Below are 23,109 nucleotides of genomic sequence, written 5' to 3' on the forward strand. Positions count from 1 at the left end.
GTGGTCTGGTGGGCGTTTTGACGTCGTGGATAAGCAAGGCTACCACCGGATGCGGCATGGTGCGCGGAGCTGTGGTGGGGATGGCAGTCTATACCGATGTATCGGATGAAGAATTGTCGTCCTTCGTGGCGGCTTACGACATCGGCATGCCTTTGTCTTTCAAGGGAATCGCTGAAGGTGTTGAGAATACCAACTATCTGCTCCATGCCGAAGGTGGCCGGTTTATTCTCACCCTCTACGAGAAGCGGACAAAAAGCGAGGATTTGCCCTTCTTTTTGGGGTTGATGCGCCATCTGGCGTCCAAGGGCGTGCGCTGCCCGATGCCGATCGTCGATCGCCAGGGTGAAAGCCTGAAGCGGCTCGCCGGTCGCCCGGCGGCGATGATGAGTTTTCTCGACGGTGTGTCGGTGCGCCGCCCGAGTGCGGAACAATGCGCGACTGTGGGTGCAGCCCTCGCCGCCCTCCATGAAGCGAGCGCCGATTATGAATTAGCACGGCCAAACGCCATGTCGGTCATGGCCTGGCGCCCGCTGATTGCAGCTGTGGGTGAGCGCGCCGACGAGGTGGCGCTGGGGCTTGCCGAGGACATCGAGGATGAGATGGCCTTCCTGGAGCGCCATTGGCCATCCGACCTGCCACGCGGCGTCATTCACGCCGATCTCTTTCCCAACAATGTCCTCTTCATCGGCAAGCAGGTGTCGGGGCTCATCGATTTCTATTTCGCTGCCAATGACGCCTACGCCTATGATCTGGCGATCTGTCTGAATGCCTGGTGTTTTGAAGCCGATCATTTCTCGCTCAATATCACCAAGGCGCGCGCACTCGTGGAGAGTTACAGCAAAATCAGGCCGCTGGCCGACGCTGAAAAAGCAGCGTTCCCGCTGCTGAGCCGTGGTGCCGCCATGCGCTTCCTCGCCACCCGCCTCTATGACTGGATCAATACGCCGCCGGGTGCCCTGGTGAAGCGTCTTGATCCGGTCGAATACTGGCGGAAAAACCGCTTCCATCGGCGCATGATGTCGCCAGCCGATTATGGTCTTTGAGCATGACTGACACCGCAAAGCGCGTGATCATCTTCACCGATGGCGCCTGTTCGGGAAATCCGGGGCCGGGCGGCTGGGGGGCGGTCCTGCGCTGGGGCGCGAGCGAGCGCGAGCTCTCCGGGGGCGAGGCTGACACGACCAATAACCGCATGGAGCTGATGGCCGCCATCGAGGCGCTGGCAGCCCTCACCCGGCCGATGTCGGTCGACCTTACCACTGACAGCGAATATCTGCGTAACGGCATCATGCAGTGGATCCATGGTTGGAAACGCAATGGCTGGAAGACGGCACAGAAAAAGCCGGTGAAGAACGCCGATCTGTGGATGCGCCTCGATGAGCTGGTCGCGCGCCACGACATCGCCTGGCACTGGACCAAGGGACATGCCGGCGATCCGATGAATGAGCGCGTGGACGAATTGGCGCGCGCTGCCATCAAGCGCTTGCGCGAGCAAGGGTAGCCCTCACCCTGCGCCAAAGCTGATTTGGCATATGACCGTGCAGGCTCTAACCTTGCGGCAGCCTTGATCAGGAGTAACCGATGCCGCACACCGCCGCAGCACAGATAATGACACCCGGAACGGACATCCCGACCTATGCCGATGTCGAGGCGGCCGCCAGGCGTCTTGCCGGCGTTGCTCACCGCACGCCCGTCCTGACGTCGCGCGCCGCGAACAAGCGGGCAGGGGCCGAACTCTTCTTCAAATGCGAGAATTTTCAGCGCGCCGGCGCCTTCAAATTTCGTGGCGCTTATAACGCGATATCGCTGCTGTCGCCGGCGGCAAGGAAGGCAGGCGTGCTCACCTATTCCTCCGGCAACCACGCGCAGGCGATAGCCCTTGCCGGCTCCCTTCTTGGCGTTCCCGCCACCGTCCTCATGCCTGAGGACGCGCCGGCGATGAAAGTCGCCGCCACGCAAGGCTATGGCGCTCACGTCATCCGCTTCGACCGCTACAAGGATAGCCGTCATGACCTCGCAACGACCATGGCAAACGAGCAGGGGCTGACGCTGATCCCGCCCTTCGACCATGCCGACATCATCGCCGGGCAGGGGACGGCTGCCAAGGAACTGATCGAGGAGACAGGTGCGCTTGACGCATTGCTGATCTGCATGGGCGGCGGCGGGCTGGTCGCCGGCTGCGCGCTGGCCGCACGCGCTTTGTCGCCGTCAGCAGCCATTATCGGCGTCGAGCCGGAAGCCGGCAATGACGGTCAGCAATCCTTCCGCAGCGGTAAAATCGTTGAAATCACCGTGCCGCGCACTCTTGCCGACGGCGCGCAGACAACGGCGCTGGGAGCGCGCAATTTTGCCATCATCCGTCGCGATTTGAGCGATGTTCTGACCGTTGATGACACGCAACTTGTTGAGACAATGCGGTTCTTTGCCGAGCGGATGAAGATGATCGTCGAGCCGACGGGCTGTCTGGCAGCGGCGGGCGCCTTTGCTCACGCCGCGCAGACATGGCCGGGGGGCAGGGTTGGCGTTATCATCAGCGGCGGCAATGTCGATCTTGCCGCTTTTGCGCGGCTGGTGGCGTGAAATCGCGCAATCGTGACTTAGAACGGCAAGGCTTTAATGATTTAGTACATCATCCCGTGTACCAAACTCTGCGAGATACGTATTGTAACGTAGATAAAGATTGAGGTCGATGATGAACCGCCGTTCGCTCCTTGCGTTGATCACAGGCGCTGCCCTTGTACCCCTGATGCGCGCTGCCGAGGCTGCGGCGGGCTTCCTCCATTATAAAGCGGAAGAATTCGCGCAGATGCTGAAGAATGGCGACACCATCGTCATTCACGTTCATGCTGACTGGTGCCCGACCTGCACCCGCCAATTGGTGACGCTCGACCAGATGGCAGGCGAAGCGGCTTTCAGCCGCGTGCGCTTTGTTCGCGTCAATTTTGATACGGACCTCGATTTCCTGCGCGCCAATCGCGTGTCCAGCCAGTCAACGATCATCGTCGTCAAGGGCGGCCACGAAGCAAGCCGATTTGTCGGTGTGACCCGCGCCGGTGAAATCCGCACCCGCATCACCGCCGCGGTCTGACGACCGGGGAGTGTCGACGTGACAGCGCTTGCCCTGGCCTTTCTCGCCGGGACTTTAACCACGCTGAACCCGTGTGTTCTCCCCATGTTGCCGCTCGTGCTGGCGGGAACCATGAGTGGAGGCCGGCTCGGGCCGGTAGCCTTTGCCGCCGGCATGGTATTGTCGTTCACCGCGCTTGGTCTCTTCATCGCCACCATCGGCATTGGTCTTGGCATCACGCCCAATGTGCTGCGTCAGCTGGCCGCGCTGATGTTTGTCCTCTTTGGTCTCGTTTTGCTGGTTAAACCGCTGCAGGAGCGTATGGCGCTCGCAACCGCCGGTATCGCCACGGGTGCCAATGCACTGGCCGGGCGGGTGGAAGCAAAAGGCCTCGCCGGTCCGTTTCTCTTCGGAACATTGGCGGGGGCCTTGTGGTCGCCTTGTTCCGGGCCGTCGCTCGGGGCGGCGATTGCGCTGGCAGCCGAATCGGGCGGGCTTGCTCCAGCCGCGCTGCGCATGCTGGCCTTTGGCCTTGGCGCGACGCTCATTCTGATGATCCTTGCCTATGGCTCGCGCGCTGCGATCATGGATCGGCGCAACACGCTGCTGTCGGCTGCGGGCTGGGTAAAACCCGCCGCCGGTTTTTTGTTTGTTGCAATCGGCCTCATCGTCCTCACCGGCCTCGACAAGACGATGGAAGCGTTCCTCGTCGCCCGTATGCCGGATTGGCTGATCGACATCACCACCAGCCTTTGACCGGGCTGGCGCCCTACATGCCGATGTAATTCGGCCCGCCTGCACCTTCCGGCGTCACCCAATTGATGTTCTGGGCGGGGTCCTTGATGTCACAGGTTTTGCAATGAACGCAATTCTGCGCATTGATGACAAAACGCGGATCGCTTTTCGTTTCGGAATTGGCGTAAACCACTTCGTACACACCTGCCGGGCAATAGAGCCGCGCCGGCTCGCCATAGAGCGGCAGGTTGCGGCCAATCGGGATGCTGGCATCTTTTAACTGCAGATGCACCGGCTGGTCTTCCTCGTGATTGGTGTTGGAGAGATAGACCGAGCTTGGCTTGTCGAAGCTGATTTTGCCGTCCGGGCGCGGATAATCGATGGGTGATGACTGCGCCAGCGTTTTCAGCGTGGCGAAATCGGCCTTGCCATGTTTCATGGTGCCAAACAGTGAAAAGCCGAAGGTGTTGCACCACATGTCAAAGCCGCCGATAGCGATGCCGATGAAGGTGCCAAGCTTCGACCATAGCGGCTTGGCGTTGCGCACCCGCCACAGATCCTGACCGATCGGGGAGGTCCGCCACGCCTCCTCATAAGCTGCCAGTTCGTCATGGGCGCGCCCCTGTTGCAGCGCCGTGAACGTATGCTCGGCCGCCAGCATGCCTGAGAGAATGGCGTTATGGCTGCCCTTGATGCGCGGCACGTTGACGAAGCCCGCCGCACACCCGAGCAGCGCTCCGCCGGGAAACGTCAGCTTGGGCACCGACTGATACCCGCCTTCGGTAATGGCGCGTGCCCCGTAGGCGATACGCTTGCCGCCCTCGAAAACGCTGCGGATGCCGGGATGCGTTTTGAAGCGCTGGAACTCATCGAATGGTGACAGGTAGGGGTTCGTATAGTTGAGATGAACGACGAAGCCGGCGGCAACGAGCCGCTCGCCATAATGATAGAGGAACGAGCCGCCGCCTGTCGTGTTGTCGAGCGGCCAGCCGAAACTGTGCTGCACCAGACCGGGCTGATGCTTGTCGGCGGCTACTTCCCAGATTTCCTTGATGCCGATGCCGAATTTCTGCGGCTCGCGCCCCTGTGACAGGTCGAAGCGGGCGATCGCCTGCTTGCTGAGATGACCGCGCGCGCCCTCGCCGAGCAGCGTGTATTTGCCGCGCAGCTCCAGGCCACGGGTAAAGGTCGATTTGAGGCTGCCATCCTTGGCAACACCCATATCGCCGGTAGCAACCCCGACCACACCGCCCGTCTCGTCATAAAGCAATTCGGCTGCGGCAAAGCCCGGATAAATCTCGACACCCAGCGCCTCTGCTTCGCCGGCGAGCCATTTCACCACCTCACCCAGCGAGACGATATAGTTGCCGTGATTATTCATCAGTGGCGGCATCATCCAGTTGGGAAGGCGAATCGCCATCGAGGTGCCAAGAAAGAGAAAGCGGTCATCCTTCACTTGCGTGGTGATCGGGGCACCCTTCTCCTTCCAGTCGGGGATAAGCTGGTTGATGCCGACCGGGTCAATGACGGCGCCCGACAGGATATGGGCGCCGGGCTCCGAGCCCTTCTCGACGACGACCACCGAAATTTCGGCACCATTATCCATCGCCAGCTGTTTGAGACGGATGGCGGCGGCCAGACCTGCCGGTCCGGCGCCAACAATCACCACATCGTAGTCCATCTGGTCGCGCGCTGGCTTATCGGTCAAATTCTGGCTCATTCTTGCCACTCCCCTCGCGTTTGTTTAAATCCGATGTAGCAGCGCGCCATCAGGCTTGCGACCATTTTATCCTGCTTCACGTCAGTCGGGTCCGATTCATGCAGGTATCTGCGACAGAGGCAATGTCCGTTGCGCAGGCAAGAGCACTGCTTGACTGGTATATCGCCATGGGCGTTGATTGCGCTATTGGCGAAACTCCGCTCGACCGCTTCGCTCTGGGCAATGCCGCACCCGCTTCCCCGTACAGGTCAGCCGCAGCTGCTTCCCTGATAGTGCCGCCATCGCCTCGCGCCAGCACCACGCCGCCCTCGGCGCCGGCCATCGAGGGTGAACCCGGCATCGCCGAGGCGCGCCGACTGGCCGCCGCAGCAATGAGCCTTGACGAGCTGCGCGAGGCGATGAACGCCTTCGAGGGCTGCGCTTTGAAGGCAGCCGCAACCCAGCTTGCTTTTGCCGACGGCATTGCCGGTTCAGCCCTGATGCTGGTCGGCGAAGCGCCAGGGCGGGAAGAAGATCTGCAGGGCAAACCCTTCGTCGGGCGCTCCGGGCAATTGCTTGATCGCATTCTGGCATCGATCGGCCTTGATCGCAGCAAGGTCTATATCGCCAACGTTGTACCGTGGCGCCCGCCAGGCAACCGCACACCCACGCCTCAGGAATTGGCAATCTGCCGGCCCTTCATCGAACGTCAGATTGAATTGGCGGCACCCAAATGCCTTGTCCTGCTCGGTGGCGCGGCGAATTCCGCCCTGACCGGCTCCTCTCTCGGTATCGTGAAGCAACGCGGGAAATGGCTGAGCCTGCACATGGGACAGCTTGTCCTGCCCACCATGCCGACCTTTCACCCGGCTTATCTGTTACGAAACCCCCTCTCCAAGAAATTGATATGGAACGATTTTATGGAAGTTCATCAAGCTTTGCGCCGGATCTGATGGCGCGGTCAGCGCGTTGAAAGCACGAAACGACGCAAATCGAAAAATATATGAGGTTAATTCAATTTAATTGAATAACTTAACCGAATTTCAAAGATCAGCGGTTAAATTGCATACATGCCGGACAAGAAGATTATCTGGCTCCGCCATGGCGGAAAGTAAGCACAAGGAGTGAGCTGAATGAACAAGATGCGCGAATTTTTTTCCTGCGAGAGCGGCGCGACGGCAATTGAATATGGTTTGATTGCTGCTGGCATCGCGGTTGTTGTTATTGGCGCCGTTCAGGGCATTGGTACCAACCTCAACGCGGCGTTCACCAAAGTCAAGGATGCCCTGTAATAAGCGATACGATCAACTCTATCTGATCACGTATGCTGACATAAAGCAGAGCAAGTCTTGCGGCTTGTTCTGCTTTTTTTGTATTCGTTTATTATTGTTAAATTGAAATAAAATCAAAAATTAAAATTATAATTTTTATATATTCGGCGCGTTAATTTAGGGCGGCATTCAATGTTCAATTAACGCCTGTCAAATATAAAAGCGAAGAGACGCGGGATAACGGCTCCCGTGACGATTATCGCGCAAGGAGTGAGCGGCATGAACGCAATCGCCCGGTTTATCGGCTGTAACAAGGGTGCGACCGCCATTGAATATGCTCTGATTGCCTCCGGCATCGCGGTAACCGTCATCGTAGCGGTCAACGGCCTTGGTACCAATTTAAACGCGCTCTTTACCAAGGTCCAAAACAACGTCAAATAGGCGTTTCATTCATCAACATCGCGCCGCATAGGCCCGCTGGCGACGCGAAATCCCTTCGCTTGCAGCGCTTTTCTGGTTAACTCTCCGCTGTCGCTGCGCGACCAGGCGATACCGGCAAAGGCGCCTGCTTTTCCGGCCGGAAAGCGTGGTGTGACGCCCTTGACCGCGCAAAACCAGAATCCGCCATCTTCGGCATAGGCGATCACAGCGTCGGCGCCCTTGAGGGCGCTGAACGCCGCCGCGATATGCGTGGCGTTGACATCGGCAATATCGCTCCCCATGACCGCCGCCGGCGCAGCTCCCGCATGGGCCAGCAGGCTACCCATACGATGGCCGAGATCGCCTGAGCTTTGTGCCAATACCTCGCAGCCGGGCGCCAGCCGTCGCCATAACGGACTGTGAACCGCGGTGGTCGGCGTGACGGCCAGGATCGTTCGCCAGCGTTTGTCTTGCCCCGCCCGGCGCAAGGTGGAGGCCAGCAATGAACGATAAAGCGACACCGCGCCAATAGCGCCGATCCGTCGCGCCAGCCTTGTCTTGACGGCGCCGGCAATCGGCAGCCGTGCCATGATGAACAGCAGGGGCCGCGACCTTCCAGCCTTGCGCTGGCGAACAGGCGACCTCGTCATTTTTGTCCTTGATAGTGACGCATCAGCGCTTCCGGAGAAGTGCCAAGCAGGTAGAGCGCAAGACAGGAGAGATTGCGCAGGCTGCGCCCGACATAGCCGTCGCTCTCATAACGCCTGGCACTGGTGATGGCCCTGGTGCGCAGGATCTGCAGGTTCCGGCGACCGATACGCCGGACCATATCGACGTCTTCCATCAACGGTATGTGCCGGAAGCCTCCCAGCTGGCGGTAATGACCAAGGCGCATGATCAGCCCCTGATCGCCATAGGGAAGCGCGAAGACGAGGCAGCGCAGCGCCACCATTCCTTCGAGCAGGCGGGCTTTCACGCCGAAACTGTCGAGGGCAAAGGTGAAGCACGCAGCCCTGTCATCGTCCTGCTTGTCAGCGCGTTCGATAAAGGCCGACACCTCTTGCTCCCAGCCAGGGCCGGGAAGGGTATCGGCATGCAGGAAAAGAAGCCAGGGCCCGCGCGCCTGCGCGGCGCCGGCGGCAAGCTGGGTGCCACGCCCTTTGTTACTGTGAACGATGCCACAGCCCATGGCATCGGCGATGGTGAGTGTTTCATCCTGCGACCCGCCATCACTAACGATGACCTCGCGCACCAGGCCGTCGGCCGCAGCCGGCACCAGCGCGCATAGCGTTGCCGGAAGGTCCTGGGCGGCATTGAAGGTGGGGATGATAACGCTGATCATGGCGCCACAGTGCCGAGAACCGGGCGCCGTGAGCAAGCAGGAAATGCGCAGGCCGCTTGCAAACAACAAAGAACAAAGATAGAACATTGCAATGACCCAGCTTGCAATCCGCCACTCTTTGCCAGGCGACAATCACATCGCTGAATCGCGCCGTCGCGGGCGTGGCGTGGTGTCGAATGCCGTCGGTCGCTTTGAGGCTTTGAAGCGTCACGAGGAAGATGACGGGTGGGGCAGTGTCGACACGCTGCCGGCATTCCGCACCGAGGTGGCGGTTGAAATGGCGCGGGCGATCATTGCCCGCAATGAATCGCCTGATATTTCCTTTGACCGCTCGATCAATCCCTATCGCGGCTGCGAGCATGGCTGCGTCTATTGTTTTGCGCGGCCAACCCACGCTTTTCTCGGGCTGTCGCCCGGGCTTGATTTCGAAACCCGTCTGGTGGCGAAAGACAATGCCGCCGACCTTCTCGAGCGCGAACTGGCAAATCCGCGCTATGAACCACGCACCATCGCGCTGGGCACCGCGACCGACCCCTATCAGCCCATCGAGCGCGAGCGCAAACTGACCCGCAGCGTTCTCGAAGTGCTCGAGCGCGCCGGCCATCCGGTCGGCATCGTCACCAAATCGGCGCTGGTGACCCGCGATATCGATATTCTGGCGCGCATGGCGGCGCGCAATCTCGCCAAGGTGGCGATATCGGTGACGACGCTTGATCATCGCCGCGCCCGTTCACTGGAGCCGCGGGCCTCAACCCCCAAACGCCGGCTGGAGGCGATCAGCCGGCTGAGCGCGGCCGGCATCCCGACCACGGTGCTGATTGCCCCGGTGATCCCCGCGCTCAACGATTACGAGATCGAGGCGATCCTCGAAAAAGCCTATGAGGCTGGCGCGCGCGAGGCCGGTTGGGTGATGCTGCGCCTGCCGCGCGAGGTGCGCGACCTGTTCACCGAATGGCTGATGACGCACGAACCGGACCGCTATCGCCACGTCATGAGCATCATCCGCGCCATGCGCGGCGGCAAGGATTATGACGCGACCTTCGGCAAGCGCATGACCGGCGAGGGCCCCTATGCGTGGATGATCGCCCGGCGCTTCCAGGCAGCGCTCCGGCGCCTTGGCTATCGCAGCACGCGGACAAGGCTTGACACCAGCCATTTCCGCCGGCCTGTGCTCGCAGGCGGCCAGCTCTCACTGTTTTAGAAACACCATCCCGTCACGGCACCTTGCGCACCGCTTCGATCACCGGCGCCACCGCCACCGCCAGCGCCGGGCCAAGTGTGGCAGGTACGGCATGGCTGACGGTGATCAAGGCGTCCAGCCCATCACGCCGCAATGCGCTGAGGGCTGGCTGAAGCGCTGCCAGCAATGCTGGTGTCAGACGGTCAAGTTCCGGGCGGATGCTGGTTGCCAGATCAGGCGGCGCGGCGAAGGCCGCATGCTTCTCCTGGACCCAGCGCAGGACAAGGCCCGACTGCACGATTCTTGCCGCCTCGATCTGCGCCGGCATGAAGTGCCCGATTGATGCCGGATCAAGACCATGCCCCTGGCTCGCTATGATCGCGGCCTCCACCACCAGTTGCTCGCGCACTGCATCTTCAATCGCCGCCCCGCTGTTCCATTTATTCATGGCAACGCCCGGCATCACCTGCGGCCGCTCAACCACGAGACCAACGAGCTTTTTCACCGCGCCATCATCGCTTGCCTGCGCGAGCGGCGCCGGCAGCACCAGCCCCGTCAGAGCAAGGATCAAGGCCATGATCACCGTTCGGCCGATCTTTGCACGAACGATCACGATATCCTCCTTCGGTCTCTGACAATGGGACGGGGAGCAAAACTTTTTCTGTCGACAGGACCAGAGTGTGGGTAAATATCTCGCATGATGCGCCCCGCCCGCCAAGCCCGCCCGATATCGCTCATCCTGGACGAGGGGGTGGCGGGCATTGATGAAGCCGGGCGTGGCCCGCTGGCCGGCCCGCTGGTGGTGGCAGCCGTTCTTCTTGATCCTCGCCGGCCCATCCCCGGCCTCGATGATTCGAAAAAGCTCACCGCGTCCCGTCGTGACGAACTCTTCGCGCGCATCATGGCCGAGGGCGAGGCCGTATCTCTTGTCTTTATGTCGACAGACGACATCGCGGCCTTGAACATCCGTGGCGCCACGCTTGCCGGGATGCGTCGTGCGGCCCACGCCCTGTCGCGCGCCGCCATCGCCTTCGTCGTTGATGGACGTGACGTGCCGCCGGGGCTGGATGCGCCTGCCAGCGCCATCATCGGCGGCGATGGCAGATATGCAGCAATCGCCGCTGCCTCCATCATCGCCAAAGTCGCCCGCGACCGCGCCATGCAGACGCTGGCGAACGATTATCCGGGCTATGGTTTCGAGCAGCATATGGGCTATGGCACGAAACGCCACCTGCAGGCGCTCCGCCGCCTCGGCCCAACCCCCATCCACCGCGCAGGCTTTGCCCCCGTCGCCGATGCGCTGCGGCTCCGTCAATCATCAGCAGCAACTTGTTAACTGCGTTCCTTTACCGGGCATCGACTCTTTCCCTTCACCATAAGTGCCGTTGCCCGCCCGTCGCGGTCAGCAGCGAACAAGCGTTGGTGAGTTGCGTCATGTCGGTAAAGCGTCGTCGCGAGGCGGTGTCCTCGTCCCCCTTGCCTGTCGATACCATCCTGCTTGGCGATTGCGTCGCCCATATGGGCAATTTGCCGCCCGCCAGTGTAGATATCGTCTTCGCCGATCCGCCCTATAATCTGCAGTTATCACAGGATTTGCATCGCCCCGACGCTTCGAAAGTCGATGCGGTTGATGATGACTGGGACCGTTTCTCGAGTTTTGAGGCCTATGACGCCTTCACCCGCGCCTGGCTGCTTGCCTGCAGGCGGGTCTTGAAGCCCCAGGGCACACTATGGGTCATCGGCTCCTATCATAATATTTTTCGCGTCGGCGCCATGATGCAGGATCTAGGCTTCTGGATTTTGAATGACGTGGTGTGGCGCAAGACCAATCCGATGCCGAATTTCCGTGGCCGGCGCCTGCAGAACGCCCATGAGACGATGATCTGGGCAAGCCGCGATCAGAATGCTCGCGGCTACACCTTCAATTATGAGGCGTCAAAAGCCGGAAACGAGGATCTGCAACTGCGTTCCGACTGGCTCTTTCCCATCTGCACGGGTGGCGAGCGCCTCAAAAATGCCGAGGGGCGCAAGGCCCACCCGACGCAGAAACCCGAAGCGCTTTTGCACCGCATCCTGTCGATTGCCAGCAAGCCCGGTGATGTGGTGCTTGATCCCTTCTTCGGCTCAGGCACGACGGGCGCTGTCGCCAAGCGTCTCGGGCGCCATTTCATCGGCCTTGAGCGCGATCCGGCCTATGCCGAGGTGGCAGCCGCGCGCCTTGCCGCTGTCGAGGCCGCGCCGGACGAAGCGCTGGAGCCGGCCATCGCCAAACGCGACGAGCCGCGCATCGCTTTCGCCTGCCTGGTGGAAGCGGGACTGATCGCCCCCGGCACCAGGCTCAGCGACGCCAAGGGACGCCACCACGCCCTCGTCAAGGCCGATGGCAATCTGACGGTGGACGGGTTCACCGGCTCCATTCACCGTGTCGGCGCCCATGTGCAGGGAGCCGCCGCCTGCAATGGCTGGACGTTCTGGCATGTGAACCGCGCCGGCAAACTGTGCCCGATTGACGATATTCGCGGCGAGATCAGGCGCGCCGCTGCCGCCTGATCGCGCTAAAGCTTACTTCTTCTTTGGATTGTCGACGTAGAAGGGGTTGAACCCGACAAAGACGTCCGGGTCGTTGGGATCGACGATGACACGCACGCCGCCCATGGTCTTCTCGCCCATCACCTGCAGGCGGGTGACGCGGGGAACCAGCTTCAATGACGTGTCGAGAAAAGGCGTCACCAGGAATTCATGCTCATCGCCATGAATGACCAGCACCGGCTTGCCAAAATCGAGCGCGCCACGCTCGATCGCCCTGATCGAACGCAGAAAAGCTGAGGCGGGTGGAATTGTCGGGAAAGTCTGGCGAATATCCCACAGATTGGCCTGAAACGAGATGACGACACCCGCCGCATTGATCTCTTTGGCACGGTCGAAGCCTGCCTTGATCCAGGCGATATTTGCCTTGTCGCGGTCGAAATATTCCAGCGCCGTCTTGGGGTTCTGCGCCTCGAAACCATTGTTAGAGCCCGGAATATGCGGTTGCACGAAAACAACGCGGTTGAGTTCGTAGCGCGTATTCTCCACATAGGTCTTGAATTCCGGCATGGCGTCGGCCTGGCGCACCAGCGTCACCTTGTTCCTGCCAAGCGATTTGTCGCTGGCAAAGAACCATTCGCGCAGCCGCGCCAGACGCTCCAGCGGGTCGAATTTTCCGGCCCGCTCGCGGTGGCAGTCGGTCCATTCATTGTCGCCGATCGAATAGAGGAGCGGCACTTCGAGGGTTTCGAAATAATCGCGGATTTTGAGAATGTTCTCATCCGTGCAGGGTGATGAGCCGGATTTGATATCGCCGACATTGATCGCTAATTTTGGTTTCACGGCGTTGATCCGCGCCAGCACCTTTTCGAACGCCGGGTAATCATCCGGGAGCGAATAGGGCATGTCGCCGAAGGCGATGAAATCGAAGGCGTCCTTGCTGCCAACCTCAACCGCCGGCGCCGCGCCAGCCAGCAATGTCGCCATCATGGCCGCGAGTGCAAGGCGCTTTGTCATCTGATCATTCTCCGTGCGGTTCGGGGCGGAAATCTGGCTAAAGAGCTTACGTAACAGATTGACGACGCAGCCACGACACGACGTGCGGGTGGCGCGCCACCTTTTGCATGAGGCTTGGCAATCCAGCCTCCTCAAGCTGCGAGATCGGCGACCACCACATATCCGCAGGCGCCATGGTATCGCCGTCAATCTGCGCGATCCAGACGGTGAGCGACAGGGTGAAATGGGTAAAGACGTGGGTCACGTCACCTGGAACCTCGTGCCACTTGCCGTGCGTCAAGGGTACGAGCTGAGGCGGGGGCTGAATGTCGCCAGCCGCTGGCTCGGTCCACGGGGTGCTTGGAAAAGCGACCATGCCACCAAGCAGCCCGCGCGGCGGACGGCGTGTGAGAAGCACATCGCCGCCCCTGAACGCCACATGGACGAGGCCACGCCGTTGTGGCTTGGTCCGCTTCGGTGTTTTGCGGGGAAAATCTTCTGCATCGCCTGCTTGTCCTCCCTCGCACATCGCCATCAGCGGGCATCGGTCGCAGGCCGGTCGTCGCGGTGTGCAGATGGTGGCGCCAAGATCCATCATGCCTTGGGCATAATCGCCGGCTCGCCCGGCGGGCGTCAGGTCCGCAGCGCGCTCACGGATCTCCCGTTTCGCCGCCGGCAGGGGCGTTGTGATCCGAAACAGCCGGGCGATCACCCGCTCGACATTGCCATCGACCACCACAGCGCGCCGTCCGAAGGCGATGGCGCTGATCGCCGCTGCCGTATAGGGACCGATGCCCGGTAGCGCCAGCAATGCGGCTTCATCGTCGGGGAACCGCCCGTCAAACCGCTCCATGACCTCTTTGGCGCAGGCGATAAGCTTGCGGGCGCGGCTGTAATAGCCAAGCCCCGCCCATGCCGCCATCACCTCGTCGTCACGCGCCGCCGCCAGATCGGCAAGGGTGGGCCAGCGCCGGGTGAAGCTGTCGAAATAGGGAATAACCGCCTTGACGACCGTCTGCTGCAGCATGATTTCCGACAGCCACACCCGGTAGGGATCGGCAATGTCATGCGCTGGCGCCCGCCATGGCAGGACACGCCGATGGCGGTCATACCAGGCAAGCAGGGACCTGGATGCGTGCCGGCGACGGCGCTGCTGACCATCGCTCATTGCCGCCTGTTGCATCTTCATCCTGTTCGTCGACACCTGGCTGGAGATTGCACGCTGCCTGATTTGCCTCGCGCTGTAAAAAGCGCAAAATGACAAGGTGGCGGGAAAAAGCGATTCATCCGAGCAAAAGAAACAGGCGATGCGCTGGAAACCCGCCAGCCGTTCGCTTGCCGATCTGGCTGGCGAGGTAATGGCGCCGCTGGCTGAAAAGCATGGGCTGGCGACGGCGCAGATCATCTTGCGCTGGAGCGAACTGGCGGGTCCCGAACTGGCGCGCGCCACCCGGCCCCTGCGTATCCAATGGCCACGGCGCAGTGACACGCCCGATGGAAGCGATCTGCCACCGCGCCGCCTCGGCGCAACATTGGTGATCGCCTGTGAAAGCGCGCTGGCGCTTGACCTGCAATTCGCAGCCCCGGTCCTGATCGAGCGGGTCAATCTTCTGTTTGGCTGGCAGGCCGTCACCCGGGTGTCGATCCGCCAGGGCCCCGTTGAGCGCAAGCCCGCCCCCGCCATTCCGCCCATCCCTCCGCAGGCTCCCCTCCGCATGGTTTCCGGCCTCGATTCGCTTGAAGACGACGATCTGCGCCGGGCTCTTGGACGTCTGGCGGCAGGCGTCGCGTCCCGACCACAGCGCTCTTGACGCGAGGGGCTGCAAGTGATTTCAATAGATTAAAGCCGTGTTCGTGATCATCTTGTCTGCCAAATTGATTTGGCAGGGGAGATGTCTTGTTTATAGTCGAGGTTAACTGAGCACCTGATCGCAGTCTGGTGAGAGCGGGTGCAAAACGACCTTCCTTTTCTTAAAATAGAGCGATTTCGTCAGCCGGTGCTCTGATTTTGGCTTTCTGAACGCGTTCATGAGGAGAACGATGACGTGACAGTCACCCGTCGCAATATGGTTTTGGCCGCCAGCGGGCTCGCGCTCGCAGGAGGCGCGGATATGAGAGTCGTCGAGGGGCGCCTTGATGTTGTGCGCAGCGCGCGTGCTGCCGGCATCAATGCGGCGGAATTGAACAAGCCCGGCCCTCTGGGGGATAAGGTGCTTGGGGCTGAAACCGCCAAGGTGACGATCATCGAATACGCCTCGATGACCTGCCCGCACTGCGCCGCGTTTCATACCGAAACCCTGCCGAAACTGAAGGAAAAATATATCGATACCGGCCTCGTGAGGCTTATTTTTCGAGAGTTTCCGCTCGACCCGCTGGCGGCGGGTGCGTCAATTCTTGCCCGCTGCGCCCCTGGCGACCGCTATTTTCCGATGATTGACGTGCTCTATCGTCTGCAGCGCAACTGGGCAGGCGCCAATGATCCGGTCGCAGCCCTCCTGCAGATTGCCCGCCAGACCGGTTTCACACAGGAATCCTTCGAAGCCTGCTTGCGCAATCAGTCGCTCCTCGATGGAGTGAATGCTGAACGTGACCGTGCATCGCAGCGATTCGGGGTGAATTCGACACCGACGCTGTTTATCAACGGGCAGGTCTATCGCGGCGCCTTGAGTTTTGACGAACTGGACAAGATCGTCGGATCCTTGGTTGCAGGCTGACCGACCTGTTTGCGACGCACCTGACGGGAGTGGAGTGCGTCGATGAAATTCACTAAATTGCGCCTTGCTGGCTTCAAATCCTTCGTGGAGCCGACCGATATCCTGATCGAGCAGGGGTTGACGGGAATCGTCGGCCCCAATGGCTGCGGCAAGTCGAACCTCACGGAAGCATTGCGCTGGGTGATGGGCGAAAGCTCCACCAAGAGCATGCGCGCTGGTGGCATGGACGAGGTGATCTTTGCCGGTACCACCACGCGTCCCTCGCGCAACAGCGCTGAAGTCACGCTTTACCTCGACAATACCTCCCGCACCGCGCCGTCAGCTTTCAACGACGCCGATCACCTCGAAGTCTCGCGGCGTATCGAGCGCGACGGCGGGTCAAGCTACCGTGTGAATAGCCGCGATGTGCGCGCCCGCGATGTCCAGTTGCTGTTTGCCGATGCCTCATCGGGCGCCCGCTCGCCAGCCCTGGTGCGCCAGGGGCAGATTGCCGAGCTGATCAGTGCCAAGCCGCAATCGCGCCGCCGTCTTATCGAAGAGGCGGCCGGGATCGCCGGCCTGCACGCGCGCCGCCACGAAACCGAGCTGCGCCTGAAGGGTGCGGAGGCCAATCTCGAACGCCTGCAGGACGTTCTGCAGCAGATGGCAAGCCAGCTCGAGGGGCTGAAAAAGCAGGCGCGTCAGGCGGGCCGCTACCGTCAATTGTCGGGTGAAATCCGCGAAAGCGAGGCGCTCGTGTTCTATTGCCGCCATAGCGAGGCAAGGGAACAGCGCGACGAGGCTGGCCGGCTTGCCGAGCTGGATGTGCGCGCGGTTGCGGCAGCAACCGAGAAGGAAGCCGCAGCCACGACCGAGCATGCACGCGCGAGTTTTGCTCTGCCGGCTTTGCGCGAGGCAGAAGCGCGGGCAGCAGCGGCTTTGCAGCGCCTGTCGCTTGCCCGCGAGGGGCTTGATGCCGAGGAGAAGCGCGCGCGGGAAAAAGCTGAATCGGCCCTCCAGCGCATCACCCAGCTTGAGGCTGATATAGCGCGCGAGACGGCCATCAGCGCTGATACGGCGGTTGCGCTGGCGCGCCTTGCCGCTGAAGGGGACGAATTGCAGACGCTGATCGCTGCGGGGAGTGAAGCGGAGGCGGCGGCAGGCGTTGAACTCAAAGACGAGGAAATGGCGCTTGAGGATCGTGAGCAGGCGCTCGCCAGAAGTGTCGCCACACTGTCCGACACGCTGGCGCGACGCCAGCAGATGGAACGCTCGCTGCGTGAATTGGGCGAGCGATTGGCGCGCCTTGCCGGTGAACGCGACCGGGTGAGCGCCGACATCGCCGCGCTCACCGCAAATGCCCCTGCCGACGGGCAGGTTGGAGCTGCCAGGGCTGCCGTTGCGCGCGCCGCCGAGGCGGTGTCGCTCAGCGAAGCCACACTGCAACAGAGCGAAGCTACCCTGGCGCTGGCCCGCAACAGTGAAACCGCAGCGCGCGGCCCGTTAAGCGATGCCGAGCGTGATGCAGCGCGCCTCGGCAGCGAAGCGCAGGCCTTGCGCAAGGTCCTGTCGCAATCCACAGGCGGGCGCTGGCGGCCCGTTCTGGAAGAGATCACCGCTGCCAGAGGGTATGAGGCAGCTCTGGGCGCTGCCCTTGGCGATGATCTTGATGCGGCAATCGATCCGGCGGCGTCCATGCATTGGGCGGGAAGCCCCCTCAGTGAGGACGATCCGGCGCTGCCCGCCGGGGTCGAAGCGCTGGCCAGCCACATCAACGCGCCACCTGCGCTCGCCCGCCGCCTGTCGCAGATCGGGCTTGTGACACGCGCCGAGGGGCCGCGTCTGGCATCGGGCTTGAAAAGCGGCCAGCGTCTTGTGTCGCGGGAAGGCGATCTGTGGCGCTGGGACGGGTTTGTCGCCGCCGCTGAGGCGCCGTCGGCGGCGGCCCGTCGACTGGCAGAAAAAAATCGTCTTGCTGACGTCGAATCGGCTGCGGCTGCGGCTGTCGAAACGCTGGCAGGGGTGCGCGCGGCCTATGGGTTGACGGAGGCGGCGCTGAAAGACGCGGCTGCCGCTGAACAGGCAGCGCGCGCCGGCCTGCGTGCCGCCGAGGCAAACCTCAATCGCTGCCGGGCGGATGAGGCAAATGCCGAGCGCGCGGCTGCAGCGCTGGCAGCAAAGCTCGCAGCCCTTGGCGACGCCCGGCGCCGCATCCTTGGCGATCATCACGAGGGAAGCCAGGGTCATGCCGCGCTCAGCGCCGAACTGTCGGCGTTGCCGGGCACGGCTGCCATTGAAGCTGAGGTCGCCGAACTGCGCCTGGCGGTCAATGCCTGCCGCGGCACGCTCGCCAGTGCGCGCGCGCGCCATCAGGCCTTGACGCGTGAGGCTGCGCTGCGCGCCCAGCGCCTGACAGCCGTCATCGCCGAACAGCAGCAATGGCAGGCTCGCGAGGCACGCTCTGGCGAGCACGTCGCCGATCTGCGCCGCCGCTTTGACGATGCGCGTGGCGAATATGACGAGCTTGATGGTCTGCCCGGCCTCATCCGTGAGAAACGCCTGGCGCTGCTCAACGAGGTCGACGGCGCCGAGAAAGCCCGCACCCTTGCCGCTGATCGGCTGGCTGAAGGCGAAAGCGCGCTTGCTGAATGTGACCGCAGGGCACGCGCCGCCAGCCAGGCGCTTGGTGAAATGCGCGAGCGCAGGGTTCGCTCCGAAGCCCGCCACGAAGCCGCTCGCGAGCGGCTCGCTCAGGTTGAGGTGGCTATTCTCGACGCGCTGCAAGTACCGGCGGCCCGTCTGCCGGTTGAATTTGGTTTTGCAACCGACCGCGCTTTGCCCGCCCTCGGCGAGCTTGAAACCCGCCTGGAGAATTTGAAGCGTGAGCGCGAACGGCTGGGGGCCGTCAATCTGCGCGCCGATGAGGAGGCAAGCGAAGTTGAAGCCCAGCTTGAAGGGTTGCAGCACGAGAAGGAAGATCTCGAAGGCGCCATTCGCCGCCTGCGCACGGGTATCGGCACGCTTAATCGGGAAGGCCGCGAGCGCCTGCTTGCGGCGTTTGCCAAGGTCAACACCCATTTCCAGCGCCTTTTCGTGACGCTCTTCGGCGGTGGCGCGGCTGAACTCGTGCTCACCGAATCAGACGATCCGCTGGAAGCCGGTCTTGATATCTTCGCCAAGCCGCCGGGCAAGAAGCAGCAATCGCTGTCCCTGTTGTCGGGTGGCGAGCAAACTTTGACGGCGACCGCACTCATCTTCGCCGTCTTCCTCACCAACCCCGCGCCGATCTGCGTGCTCGACGAGGTCGACGCCCCGCTCGATGACCATAATGTCGAGCGCTATTGCGATCTCTTGATCGAAATGACCCGAATCACCTCCACACGCTTCATGGTGATCACCCATAATCCGATCACCATGGCGCGCATGCACCGCCTGTTCGGCGTCACCATGGCTGAGCGCGGTGTCTCGCAGCTCGTCTCTGTCGATCTGGAAAGCGCTGAGCGCCTGATTGAGGCCGCATGAGCTGGACCGCTTCCTGCCGCCGGCCTCGATAAACGGTAATTGTATTGAAAGAACAATAACTTAATTCAAATGCTCCGTTTCTTGACAGGGACTTGGCGCTTAAGTAGGGTGCGCGCGCTTCGCCATAGTCGATATGTGGGGGAGCCCTTCGTGGTGTGAACATGGCTAAAGGCTCCGAATCGGGGAAGACGCCGTCTGAGATGCCACCGGTTCAGTCAACCGGTATCTCATCCTCAAACCAGGAAGCGGAACTGGCCAGGCGCATGGCCGATCTGTCCGACCGTCTCGACACGCAGACGGCGAAGGCGGGGTTGGCCGGCGGCAGCATTGGCGCTACCGGGTCGGATAGTGCCGGCATGGGCCAGGGTTTCAAAGCTGCCGCCGATCTCAGCGGTGGCGTCATCGTCGGTGTGATCCTTGGTCTTGGCCTTGATCGCATCGCCGGTTCAAGCCCCTGGGGCTTGATTGTATTTTTGCTTCTCGGCTTCAGTGCCGGGGTGTTGAACATGCTGCGCGGTTTCGGCATGGCTGTGCCCAAGGGGTCTGGCCGGCCGCCACGCCAGGATTGAGCGGAGAGCAGCCTGCGGGCTGACGGGGCAAGGGCAGGGTAGACCGTGGCTGATCCTATTCACCAGTTCCAGATCGAGACGATCGCGACGCTCGGCAAGATCGGCAATGTCGAGATCGCCTTTACCAATTCGGCTCTGTTCATGTTCATCGCAGTTGGCCTGACGATGGCCTTCCTGGTTCTCGCTACCGGTTCGCGCGCCCTGGTGCCGTCACGATGGCAGTCGCTGGCCGAGATGACGTATGAGTTTGTCGAAACGACAGTGAAGGGGTCGGCCGGCCAGGAAGGCATGCGCTTTTTCCCGCTGATCTTCTCGCTCTTCATGTTCGTGCTGGTGACCAATTTCCTCGGCATGATCCCCGGCGGCTTCACGGTGACGAGCCACATCATCGTCACCTTCGCGCTCGCCATGCTGGTGTTTCTGGCCGTGATCATTGTCGGTGTTCTTGGTCATGGTTTCCATTTTCTCAAACTCTTCGTCCCCTCGGGCGTGCCGGGCTATATCCTGCCGCTGGTGGTGCTGATTGAAGTCATTTCCTTCCTGTCGCGGCCGATTTCTCTGTCGGTCCGCCTCTTCGCCAACATGCTGGCGGGCCATATCGCGCTGAAGATTTTTGCCGGCTTCGTGGTCTCGCTCGGCGCTGCCGGCGTGTGGGCGGTGTTGTCACCATTGCCGCTGGCGCTGGCGGTTGGTCTCACCGCTCTTGAACTTCTGGTGGCCTTCCTGCAGGCCTATGTCTTTACCATCCTCACCTGCATCTATCTCAACGATGCACTTCACCCGGGCCACTGATCGGCCCATCGATTTTCCAACCTTTTTCTTCCAACAGGAGTGACGATTATGGATCCGATTGCAGCCAAATATCTCGGTGCAGGCCTTGCATGTATCGGTATGGCGGGGGCCGCCGTTGGCGTCGGCAATATCTTTGGTAACTTCCTGTCGGGGGCATTGCGCAACCCGTCTGCCGCTGATGGCCAGTTCGCCCGTCTTATCTTCGGCTTCGCGGTGACCGAAGCGCTCGGCATCTTCTCGCTGCTGATTGCGCTCCTGCTTCTCTTCGCGCTCTGAGTTCCTGGGGCGCGGATCATCGACCCGCGCCGGATATGCGCCCTGACGGAGGCCTTTGATGGCAACGCCGACGACAAATGTGACACCGGCAGCGGGGGCGGCACGTGCCGCGCCTCACTCCGAGGTCGCGCATGATGCGGGCCATGGCTCTTTCCCGCCCTTCAAGCCTGACAGCTTCGGCTCTCAGCTTTTGTGGCTGGCGATCGCCTTTGGCCTGCTGTGGCTGTTCATGGCCAAAGTGGGGGCACCACGTGTGGGCGGCATCCTCTCTGAGCGTCGCGGGCGCATCAGCGGTGATCTGAGCGAGGCGGAACGCTTCAGGAATGAAGCGAGTGCCGCCGAACAGACTTATGAAAAAGCGCTTGCCGATGCCCGTCGCAGCGCCGCCAAACTGGCTGATGAAGCGCGCCAGACTATGGCCGCTGACTTTGCCGGCAAAAAGGATATGGAAGAGGCAAAGCTCGCCCAGCATCTGGCTGTCGCCGAAAAGCGCATCGCTGCGGTGCGCGACAAGGCGCTGGGCGAGGTCGGCGCCATTGCCACCGACTGCGCCGAGGCGATTGTGGCCAAGCTCACAGGCGCACCGACACGCGACGAAATCGGTGCGGCGGTCGCCAGCTCCATGCATCTGCCGGGAACAAGACGATGATCGAATTCATCAAGGATCCGGTGTTCTGGACCGGCGTGGCGCTGGTGATCTTCATTGCCATTGCACTGAAAGCCGGCGTCCATCGCACCATTGCCAAATCGCTGGATGATCGCGCCGCGACGATTGCGCGTGATCTCGATGACGCCCGCCGGCTGCGGGAGGAAGCGCAGGCACTGCTCGCTGATTTCCAGCGTAAAGCCCGCGATGCCGAGCGTGAGGCGGGCGAGATCGTGTCAAGCGCCAGACGTGATGCGGAACGTCTCAAGGTCGAGGCGGAAGCCCAGCTCGTCGACACTATTCAGCGCCGCACCAAGGCTGCCGAGGCCAAGATCGCCCAGGCGGAGGCCCGCGCCATCGCTGATGTGCGCTCGGTCGCCGTCGATGTCGCCATTGCCGCTGCTGAAAAAGTGCTGAGCGGGCGGCTCAAGGGCGCGGTGTCAAACGAGCTGATGGACAGATCCATTGCCGAGGTCAAGGCGCGCCTCAACTGATCAAGCGATGCTGAGCGAACGCGCGCCGGCCAAGGTCAATCTCAGCCTTCATGTTGTGGGCAGGCGCGCTGACGGCTATCACCTCCTTGAAAGCCTGGTGGTCTTTGCAAGCTGCCATGACACGCTGCATCTGGCGCCGGGTCTGCCTCTCGCCATTACGGTGAGCGGCCCGCGCGCTGGCGCTGTCGGTCCGGACGTTGACAACCTTGTCATCAAAGCAGCGCGAAACCTTGTCGCGCGTGTTGACGGGCTGACGCTTGGTCATTTCTCGCTTGAAAAGCATCTGCCGGCGGCAGCCGGGCTTGGTGGCGGCTCCTCCGACGCTGCCGCAGCCCTCCGTCTGCTCGCCCGGCTCAATCATCTCGCGCTCGATGATCCGCGCCTGATTGAAGCGGCGCGCGCCACCGGTGCCGATGTCCCGGTGTGCCTCGATCCGCGCCCGGCCATGATGCGCGGCATCGGCGACAGGATTGAGCGCCTGGACAATTTGCCGCCGCTCGCCGGCATCCTGGTCAATCCGGGAAAGCCGGTGGAGACGCGTGCTGTCTTTTCAGCCCTTGGTCTGGCGCCGGGAAGCGACCGTTCGGGCGAGGCCCACCCCGACCTGACGTCGATTGCCGACGCCAGCGACCTTATCGCCCGCCTCAAGCTTGCCCGCAACGATCTTGAACCGCCGGCATGCCGGATTGAGCCGGCGATCGGCGAGGTTATCGCCGCGCTGCAGGCAACAGGTGCGCTTCTCGTGCGCATGTCCGGCTCGGGCGCCAGCGTTGTTGCGCTTTACGAAACGAGCGCTGCCGCGCACCAGGCTTCACAGCATGTGTGCCAACCGCATGCCGACTGGTGGGTCGAAGTGGTGAAGCTGGCGTCCGGCTGAGGAC

26 protein-coding genes are annotated in these 23,109 nt (G+C 61.9%); 20 read left to right on the forward strand and 6 right to left on the reverse strand.

From position 1 onward, the window contains the following. Positions 1-80 precede the first annotated feature (80 nt). The 5 genes from thrB to ACINK1_RS11505 all read left to right on the forward strand — a co-directional run bounded on the left by thrB (position 81) and on the right by ACINK1_RS11505 (position 3,823). Complete coding sequence (thrB, locus tag ACINK1_RS11485; protein WP_376802337.1) at positions 81-1,043, forward strand: homoserine kinase; 963 nt, start codon at positions 81-83, stop codon at positions 1,041-1,043. Between the two features lie 2 nt (positions 1,044-1,045). Then, positions 1,046-1,501: a ribonuclease HI gene (gene rnhA / locus ACINK1_RS11490; RefSeq protein ID WP_376802081.1), complete on the forward strand. Its 456-nt coding sequence runs from the start codon at positions 1,046-1,048 to the stop codon at positions 1,499-1,501. Between the two features lie 80 nt (positions 1,502-1,581). Next, positions 1,582-2,580 (forward strand): threo-3-hydroxy-L-aspartate ammonia-lyase, encoded by a 999-nt coding sequence (locus ACINK1_RS11495; protein WP_376802080.1) that lies wholly within the window; start codon positions 1,582-1,584, stop codon positions 2,578-2,580. Between the two features lie 109 nt (positions 2,581-2,689). Continuing rightward, positions 2,690-3,088, forward strand: a complete 399-nt coding sequence (locus tag ACINK1_RS11500; protein WP_376803093.1) for a thioredoxin family protein — start codon at positions 2,690-2,692, stop codon at positions 3,086-3,088. 18 nt (positions 3,089-3,106) lie between these two features. Next, positions 3,107-3,823: a cytochrome c biogenesis CcdA family protein gene (locus tag ACINK1_RS11505; RefSeq protein WP_376802078.1), complete on the forward strand. Its 717-nt coding sequence runs from the start codon at positions 3,107-3,109 to the stop codon at positions 3,821-3,823. 13 nt (positions 3,824-3,836) lie between these two features. On the opposite strand, the gene ACINK1_RS11510 is transcribed toward ACINK1_RS11505, so the two are convergent. After that, positions 3,837-5,522, reverse strand: coding sequence for an electron transfer flavoprotein-ubiquinone oxidoreductase (locus tag ACINK1_RS11510; RefSeq protein ID WP_376802077.1), 1,686 nt, complete (start codon positions 5,520-5,522; stop codon positions 3,837-3,839). 98 nt (positions 5,523-5,620) lie between these two features. On the opposite strand from ACINK1_RS11510, the gene ACINK1_RS11515 reads away from it, so the two are divergent. The 3 genes from ACINK1_RS11515 (at position 5,621) to ACINK1_RS11525 (ending at position 7,213) form a co-directional block, all read left to right on the forward strand. Continuing rightward, positions 5,621-6,454, forward strand: a complete 834-nt coding sequence (locus ACINK1_RS11515; RefSeq protein WP_395760133.1) for a uracil-DNA glycosylase — start codon at positions 5,621-5,623, stop codon at positions 6,452-6,454. A 180-nt stretch (positions 6,455-6,634) separates the two neighbouring features. Continuing rightward, a complete protein-coding gene (locus tag ACINK1_RS11520) occupies positions 6,635-6,793 on the forward strand; it encodes a Flp family type IVb pilin (RefSeq protein WP_376803094.1) in 159 nt (52 codons plus the stop codon). Between the two features lie 258 nt (positions 6,794-7,051). Then, on the forward strand, positions 7,052-7,213 hold the full coding sequence (locus ACINK1_RS11525; protein ID WP_376801929.1) for a Flp family type IVb pilin: 162 nt from the start codon (positions 7,052-7,054) through the stop codon (positions 7,211-7,213). 5 nt (positions 7,214-7,218) lie between these two features. Here the strand turns inward: ACINK1_RS11525 and ACINK1_RS11530 are convergent, their stop codons facing one another. Further along, positions 7,219-7,842, reverse strand: coding sequence for a DUF2064 domain-containing protein (locus ACINK1_RS11530; protein ID WP_376801930.1), 624 nt, complete (start codon positions 7,840-7,842; stop codon positions 7,219-7,221). Beyond that, on the reverse strand, positions 7,839-8,534 hold the full coding sequence (locus tag ACINK1_RS11535) for a TIGR04283 family arsenosugar biosynthesis glycosyltransferase (protein ID WP_376801931.1): 696 nt from the start codon (positions 8,532-8,534) through the stop codon (positions 7,839-7,841). The genes ACINK1_RS11530 and ACINK1_RS11535 overlap by 4 nt, the downstream gene beginning before the upstream one ends. A gap of 91 nt (positions 8,535-8,625) precedes the next feature. On the opposite strand from ACINK1_RS11535, the gene ACINK1_RS11540 reads away from it, so the two are divergent. Continuing rightward, complete coding sequence (locus ACINK1_RS11540; protein WP_376801932.1) at positions 8,626-9,735, forward strand: PA0069 family radical SAM protein; 1,110 nt, start codon at positions 8,626-8,628, stop codon at positions 9,733-9,735. A 13-nt stretch (positions 9,736-9,748) separates the two neighbouring features. Here the strand turns inward: ACINK1_RS11540 and aroQ are convergent, their stop codons facing one another. After that, positions 9,749-10,327: a gamma subclass chorismate mutase AroQ gene (gene aroQ, locus ACINK1_RS11545; protein ID WP_376801933.1), complete on the reverse strand. Its 579-nt coding sequence runs from the start codon at positions 10,325-10,327 to the stop codon at positions 9,749-9,751. A gap of 84 nt (positions 10,328-10,411) precedes the next feature. On the opposite strand from aroQ, the gene ACINK1_RS11550 reads away from it, so the two are divergent. Next, a complete protein-coding gene (locus ACINK1_RS11550) occupies positions 10,412-11,050 on the forward strand; it encodes a ribonuclease HII (RefSeq protein ID WP_376801934.1) in 639 nt (212 codons plus the stop codon). Between the two features lie 98 nt (positions 11,051-11,148). Then, positions 11,149-12,264, forward strand: coding sequence for a site-specific DNA-methyltransferase (locus ACINK1_RS11555; RefSeq protein WP_376801935.1), 1,116 nt, complete (start codon positions 11,149-11,151; stop codon positions 12,262-12,264). A 12-nt stretch (positions 12,265-12,276) separates the two neighbouring features. On the opposite strand, the gene ACINK1_RS11560 is transcribed toward ACINK1_RS11555, so the two are convergent. Together ACINK1_RS11560 and mutY are read right to left on the reverse strand one after the other, a co-directional pair. After that, positions 12,277-13,257, reverse strand: coding sequence for a hypothetical protein (locus ACINK1_RS11560; protein ID WP_376801936.1), 981 nt, complete (start codon positions 13,255-13,257; stop codon positions 12,277-12,279). A gap of 46 nt (positions 13,258-13,303) precedes the next feature. After that, entirely contained in the window at positions 13,304-14,419 is a 1,116-nt protein-coding gene (gene mutY / locus ACINK1_RS11565) for an A/G-specific adenine glycosylase (protein ID WP_376801937.1), read from the reverse strand. Positions 14,420-14,501: 82 nt separating this feature from the next. Here mutY and ACINK1_RS11570 point away from each other — a divergent pair, with 82 nt between their 5' ends. From ACINK1_RS11570 to ACINK1_RS11610, 9 genes are all read left to right on the forward strand, one after another. After that, positions 14,502-15,047, forward strand: coding sequence for a DUF721 domain-containing protein (locus ACINK1_RS11570; RefSeq protein WP_395760134.1), 546 nt, complete (start codon positions 14,502-14,504; stop codon positions 15,045-15,047). 255 nt (positions 15,048-15,302) lie between these two features. Beyond that, positions 15,303-15,950, forward strand: coding sequence for a DsbA family protein (locus ACINK1_RS11575; protein WP_376802065.1), 648 nt, complete (start codon positions 15,303-15,305; stop codon positions 15,948-15,950). 42 nt (positions 15,951-15,992) lie between these two features. Next, positions 15,993-19,451 carry a chromosome segregation protein SMC gene (smc, locus tag ACINK1_RS11580; RefSeq protein ID WP_376801939.1) on the forward strand — a complete coding sequence of 1,153 codons (3,459 nt, stop codon included), beginning with the start codon at positions 15,993-15,995 and terminating at the stop codon, positions 19,449-19,451. Positions 19,452-19,612: 161 nt separating this feature from the next. Next, positions 19,613-20,020, forward strand: coding sequence for an AtpZ/AtpI family protein (locus ACINK1_RS11585; protein WP_376801940.1), 408 nt, complete (start codon positions 19,613-19,615; stop codon positions 20,018-20,020). Between the two features lie 45 nt (positions 20,021-20,065). Beyond that, positions 20,066-20,812: a F0F1 ATP synthase subunit A gene (locus ACINK1_RS11590; protein WP_376801941.1), complete on the forward strand. Its 747-nt coding sequence runs from the start codon at positions 20,066-20,068 to the stop codon at positions 20,810-20,812. Positions 20,813-20,860: 48 nt separating this feature from the next. Then, positions 20,861-21,088 carry a F0F1 ATP synthase subunit C gene (locus ACINK1_RS11595; protein WP_376801942.1) on the forward strand — a complete coding sequence of 76 codons (228 nt, stop codon included), beginning with the start codon at positions 20,861-20,863 and terminating at the stop codon, positions 21,086-21,088. A 58-nt stretch (positions 21,089-21,146) separates the two neighbouring features. After that, positions 21,147-21,737, forward strand: a complete 591-nt coding sequence (locus ACINK1_RS11600; protein ID WP_376801943.1) for a F0F1 ATP synthase subunit B' — start codon at positions 21,147-21,149, stop codon at positions 21,735-21,737. Beyond that, a complete protein-coding gene (locus ACINK1_RS11605; protein ID WP_376801944.1) occupies positions 21,734-22,228 on the forward strand; it encodes an ATP F0F1 synthase subunit B in 495 nt (164 codons plus the stop codon). Before ACINK1_RS11600 ends, ACINK1_RS11605 begins: the two co-directional genes overlap by 4 nt. 7 nt (positions 22,229-22,235) lie before the next feature. Then, positions 22,236-23,105 (forward strand): 4-(cytidine 5'-diphospho)-2-C-methyl-D-erythritol kinase, encoded by an 870-nt coding sequence (locus tag ACINK1_RS11610; RefSeq protein ID WP_376801945.1) that lies wholly within the window; start codon positions 22,236-22,238, stop codon positions 23,103-23,105. Positions 23,106-23,109 lie beyond the last annotated feature (4 nt).

The sequence above is a fragment of the Raskinella chloraquaticus (SeqCode) genome, assembly GCF_021731865.1.
Classification (GTDB): domain Bacteria; phylum Pseudomonadota; class Alphaproteobacteria; order Rhizobiales; family UBA4765; genus Raskinella; species Raskinella chloraquaticus.

What these genes read in the sequence shown, in the direction of transcription:
- ACINK1_RS11540 (WP_376801932.1), top strand. Translation starts at nt 8,626, where the DNA reads ATGACCCAGCTTGCAATCCGCCACTCTTTGCCAGGCGACAATCACATC.
- ACINK1_RS11605 (WP_376801944.1), top strand. Translation starts at nt 21,734, where the DNA reads ATGATCGAATTCATCAAGGATCCGGTGTTCTGGACCGGCGTGGCGCTG.
- ACINK1_RS11555 (WP_376801935.1), top strand. Translation starts at nt 11,149, where the DNA reads ATGTCGGTAAAGCGTCGTCGCGAGGCGGTGTCCTCGTCCCCCTTGCCT.
- ACINK1_RS11575 (WP_376802065.1), top strand. Translation starts at nt 15,303, where the DNA reads ATGGTTTTGGCCGCCAGCGGGCTCGCGCTCGCAGGAGGCGCGGATATG.
- ACINK1_RS11585 (WP_376801940.1), top strand. Translation starts at nt 19,613, where the DNA reads ATGGCTAAAGGCTCCGAATCGGGGAAGACGCCGTCTGAGATGCCACCG.
- ACINK1_RS11550 (WP_376801934.1), top strand. Translation starts at nt 10,412, where the DNA reads ATGATGCGCCCCGCCCGCCAAGCCCGCCCGATATCGCTCATCCTGGAC.
- ACINK1_RS11530 (WP_376801930.1), bottom strand. Translation starts at nt 7,842, where the DNA reads ATGACGAGGTCGCCTGTTCGCCAGCGCAAGGCTGGAAGGTCGCGGCCC.
- ACINK1_RS11520 (WP_376803094.1), top strand. Translation starts at nt 6,635, where the DNA reads ATGAACAAGATGCGCGAATTTTTTTCCTGCGAGAGCGGCGCGACGGCA.
- ACINK1_RS11595 (WP_376801942.1), top strand. Translation starts at nt 20,861, where the DNA reads ATGGATCCGATTGCAGCCAAATATCTCGGTGCAGGCCTTGCATGTATC.
- ACINK1_RS11525 (WP_376801929.1), top strand. Translation starts at nt 7,052, where the DNA reads ATGAACGCAATCGCCCGGTTTATCGGCTGTAACAAGGGTGCGACCGCC.
- thrB (WP_376802337.1), top strand. Translation starts at nt 81, where the DNA reads ATGGCAGTCTATACCGATGTATCGGATGAAGAATTGTCGTCCTTCGTG.
- ACINK1_RS11560 (WP_376801936.1), bottom strand. Translation starts at nt 13,257, where the DNA reads ATGACAAAGCGCCTTGCACTCGCGGCCATGATGGCGACATTGCTGGCT.
- ACINK1_RS11515 (WP_395760133.1), top strand. Translation starts at nt 5,621, where the DNA reads ATGCAGGTATCTGCGACAGAGGCAATGTCCGTTGCGCAGGCAAGAGCA.
- ACINK1_RS11600 (WP_376801943.1), top strand. Translation starts at nt 21,147, where the DNA reads ATGGCAACGCCGACGACAAATGTGACACCGGCAGCGGGGGCGGCACGT.
- ACINK1_RS11535 (WP_376801931.1), bottom strand. Translation starts at nt 8,534, where the DNA reads ATGATCAGCGTTATCATCCCCACCTTCAATGCCGCCCAGGACCTTCCG.
- mutY (WP_376801937.1), bottom strand. Translation starts at nt 14,419, where the DNA reads ATGCAACAGGCGGCAATGAGCGATGGTCAGCAGCGCCGTCGCCGGCAC.
- rnhA (WP_376802081.1), top strand. Translation starts at nt 1,046, where the DNA reads ATGACTGACACCGCAAAGCGCGTGATCATCTTCACCGATGGCGCCTGT.
- ACINK1_RS11610 (WP_376801945.1), top strand. Translation starts at nt 22,236, where the DNA reads ATGCTGAGCGAACGCGCGCCGGCCAAGGTCAATCTCAGCCTTCATGTT.
- smc (WP_376801939.1), top strand. Translation starts at nt 15,993, where the DNA reads ATGAAATTCACTAAATTGCGCCTTGCTGGCTTCAAATCCTTCGTGGAG.
- ACINK1_RS11500 (WP_376803093.1), top strand. Translation starts at nt 2,690, where the DNA reads ATGATGAACCGCCGTTCGCTCCTTGCGTTGATCACAGGCGCTGCCCTT.
- ACINK1_RS11510 (WP_376802077.1), bottom strand. Translation starts at nt 5,522, where the DNA reads ATGAGCCAGAATTTGACCGATAAGCCAGCGCGCGACCAGATGGACTAC.
- ACINK1_RS11495 (WP_376802080.1), top strand. Translation starts at nt 1,582, where the DNA reads ATGCCGCACACCGCCGCAGCACAGATAATGACACCCGGAACGGACATC.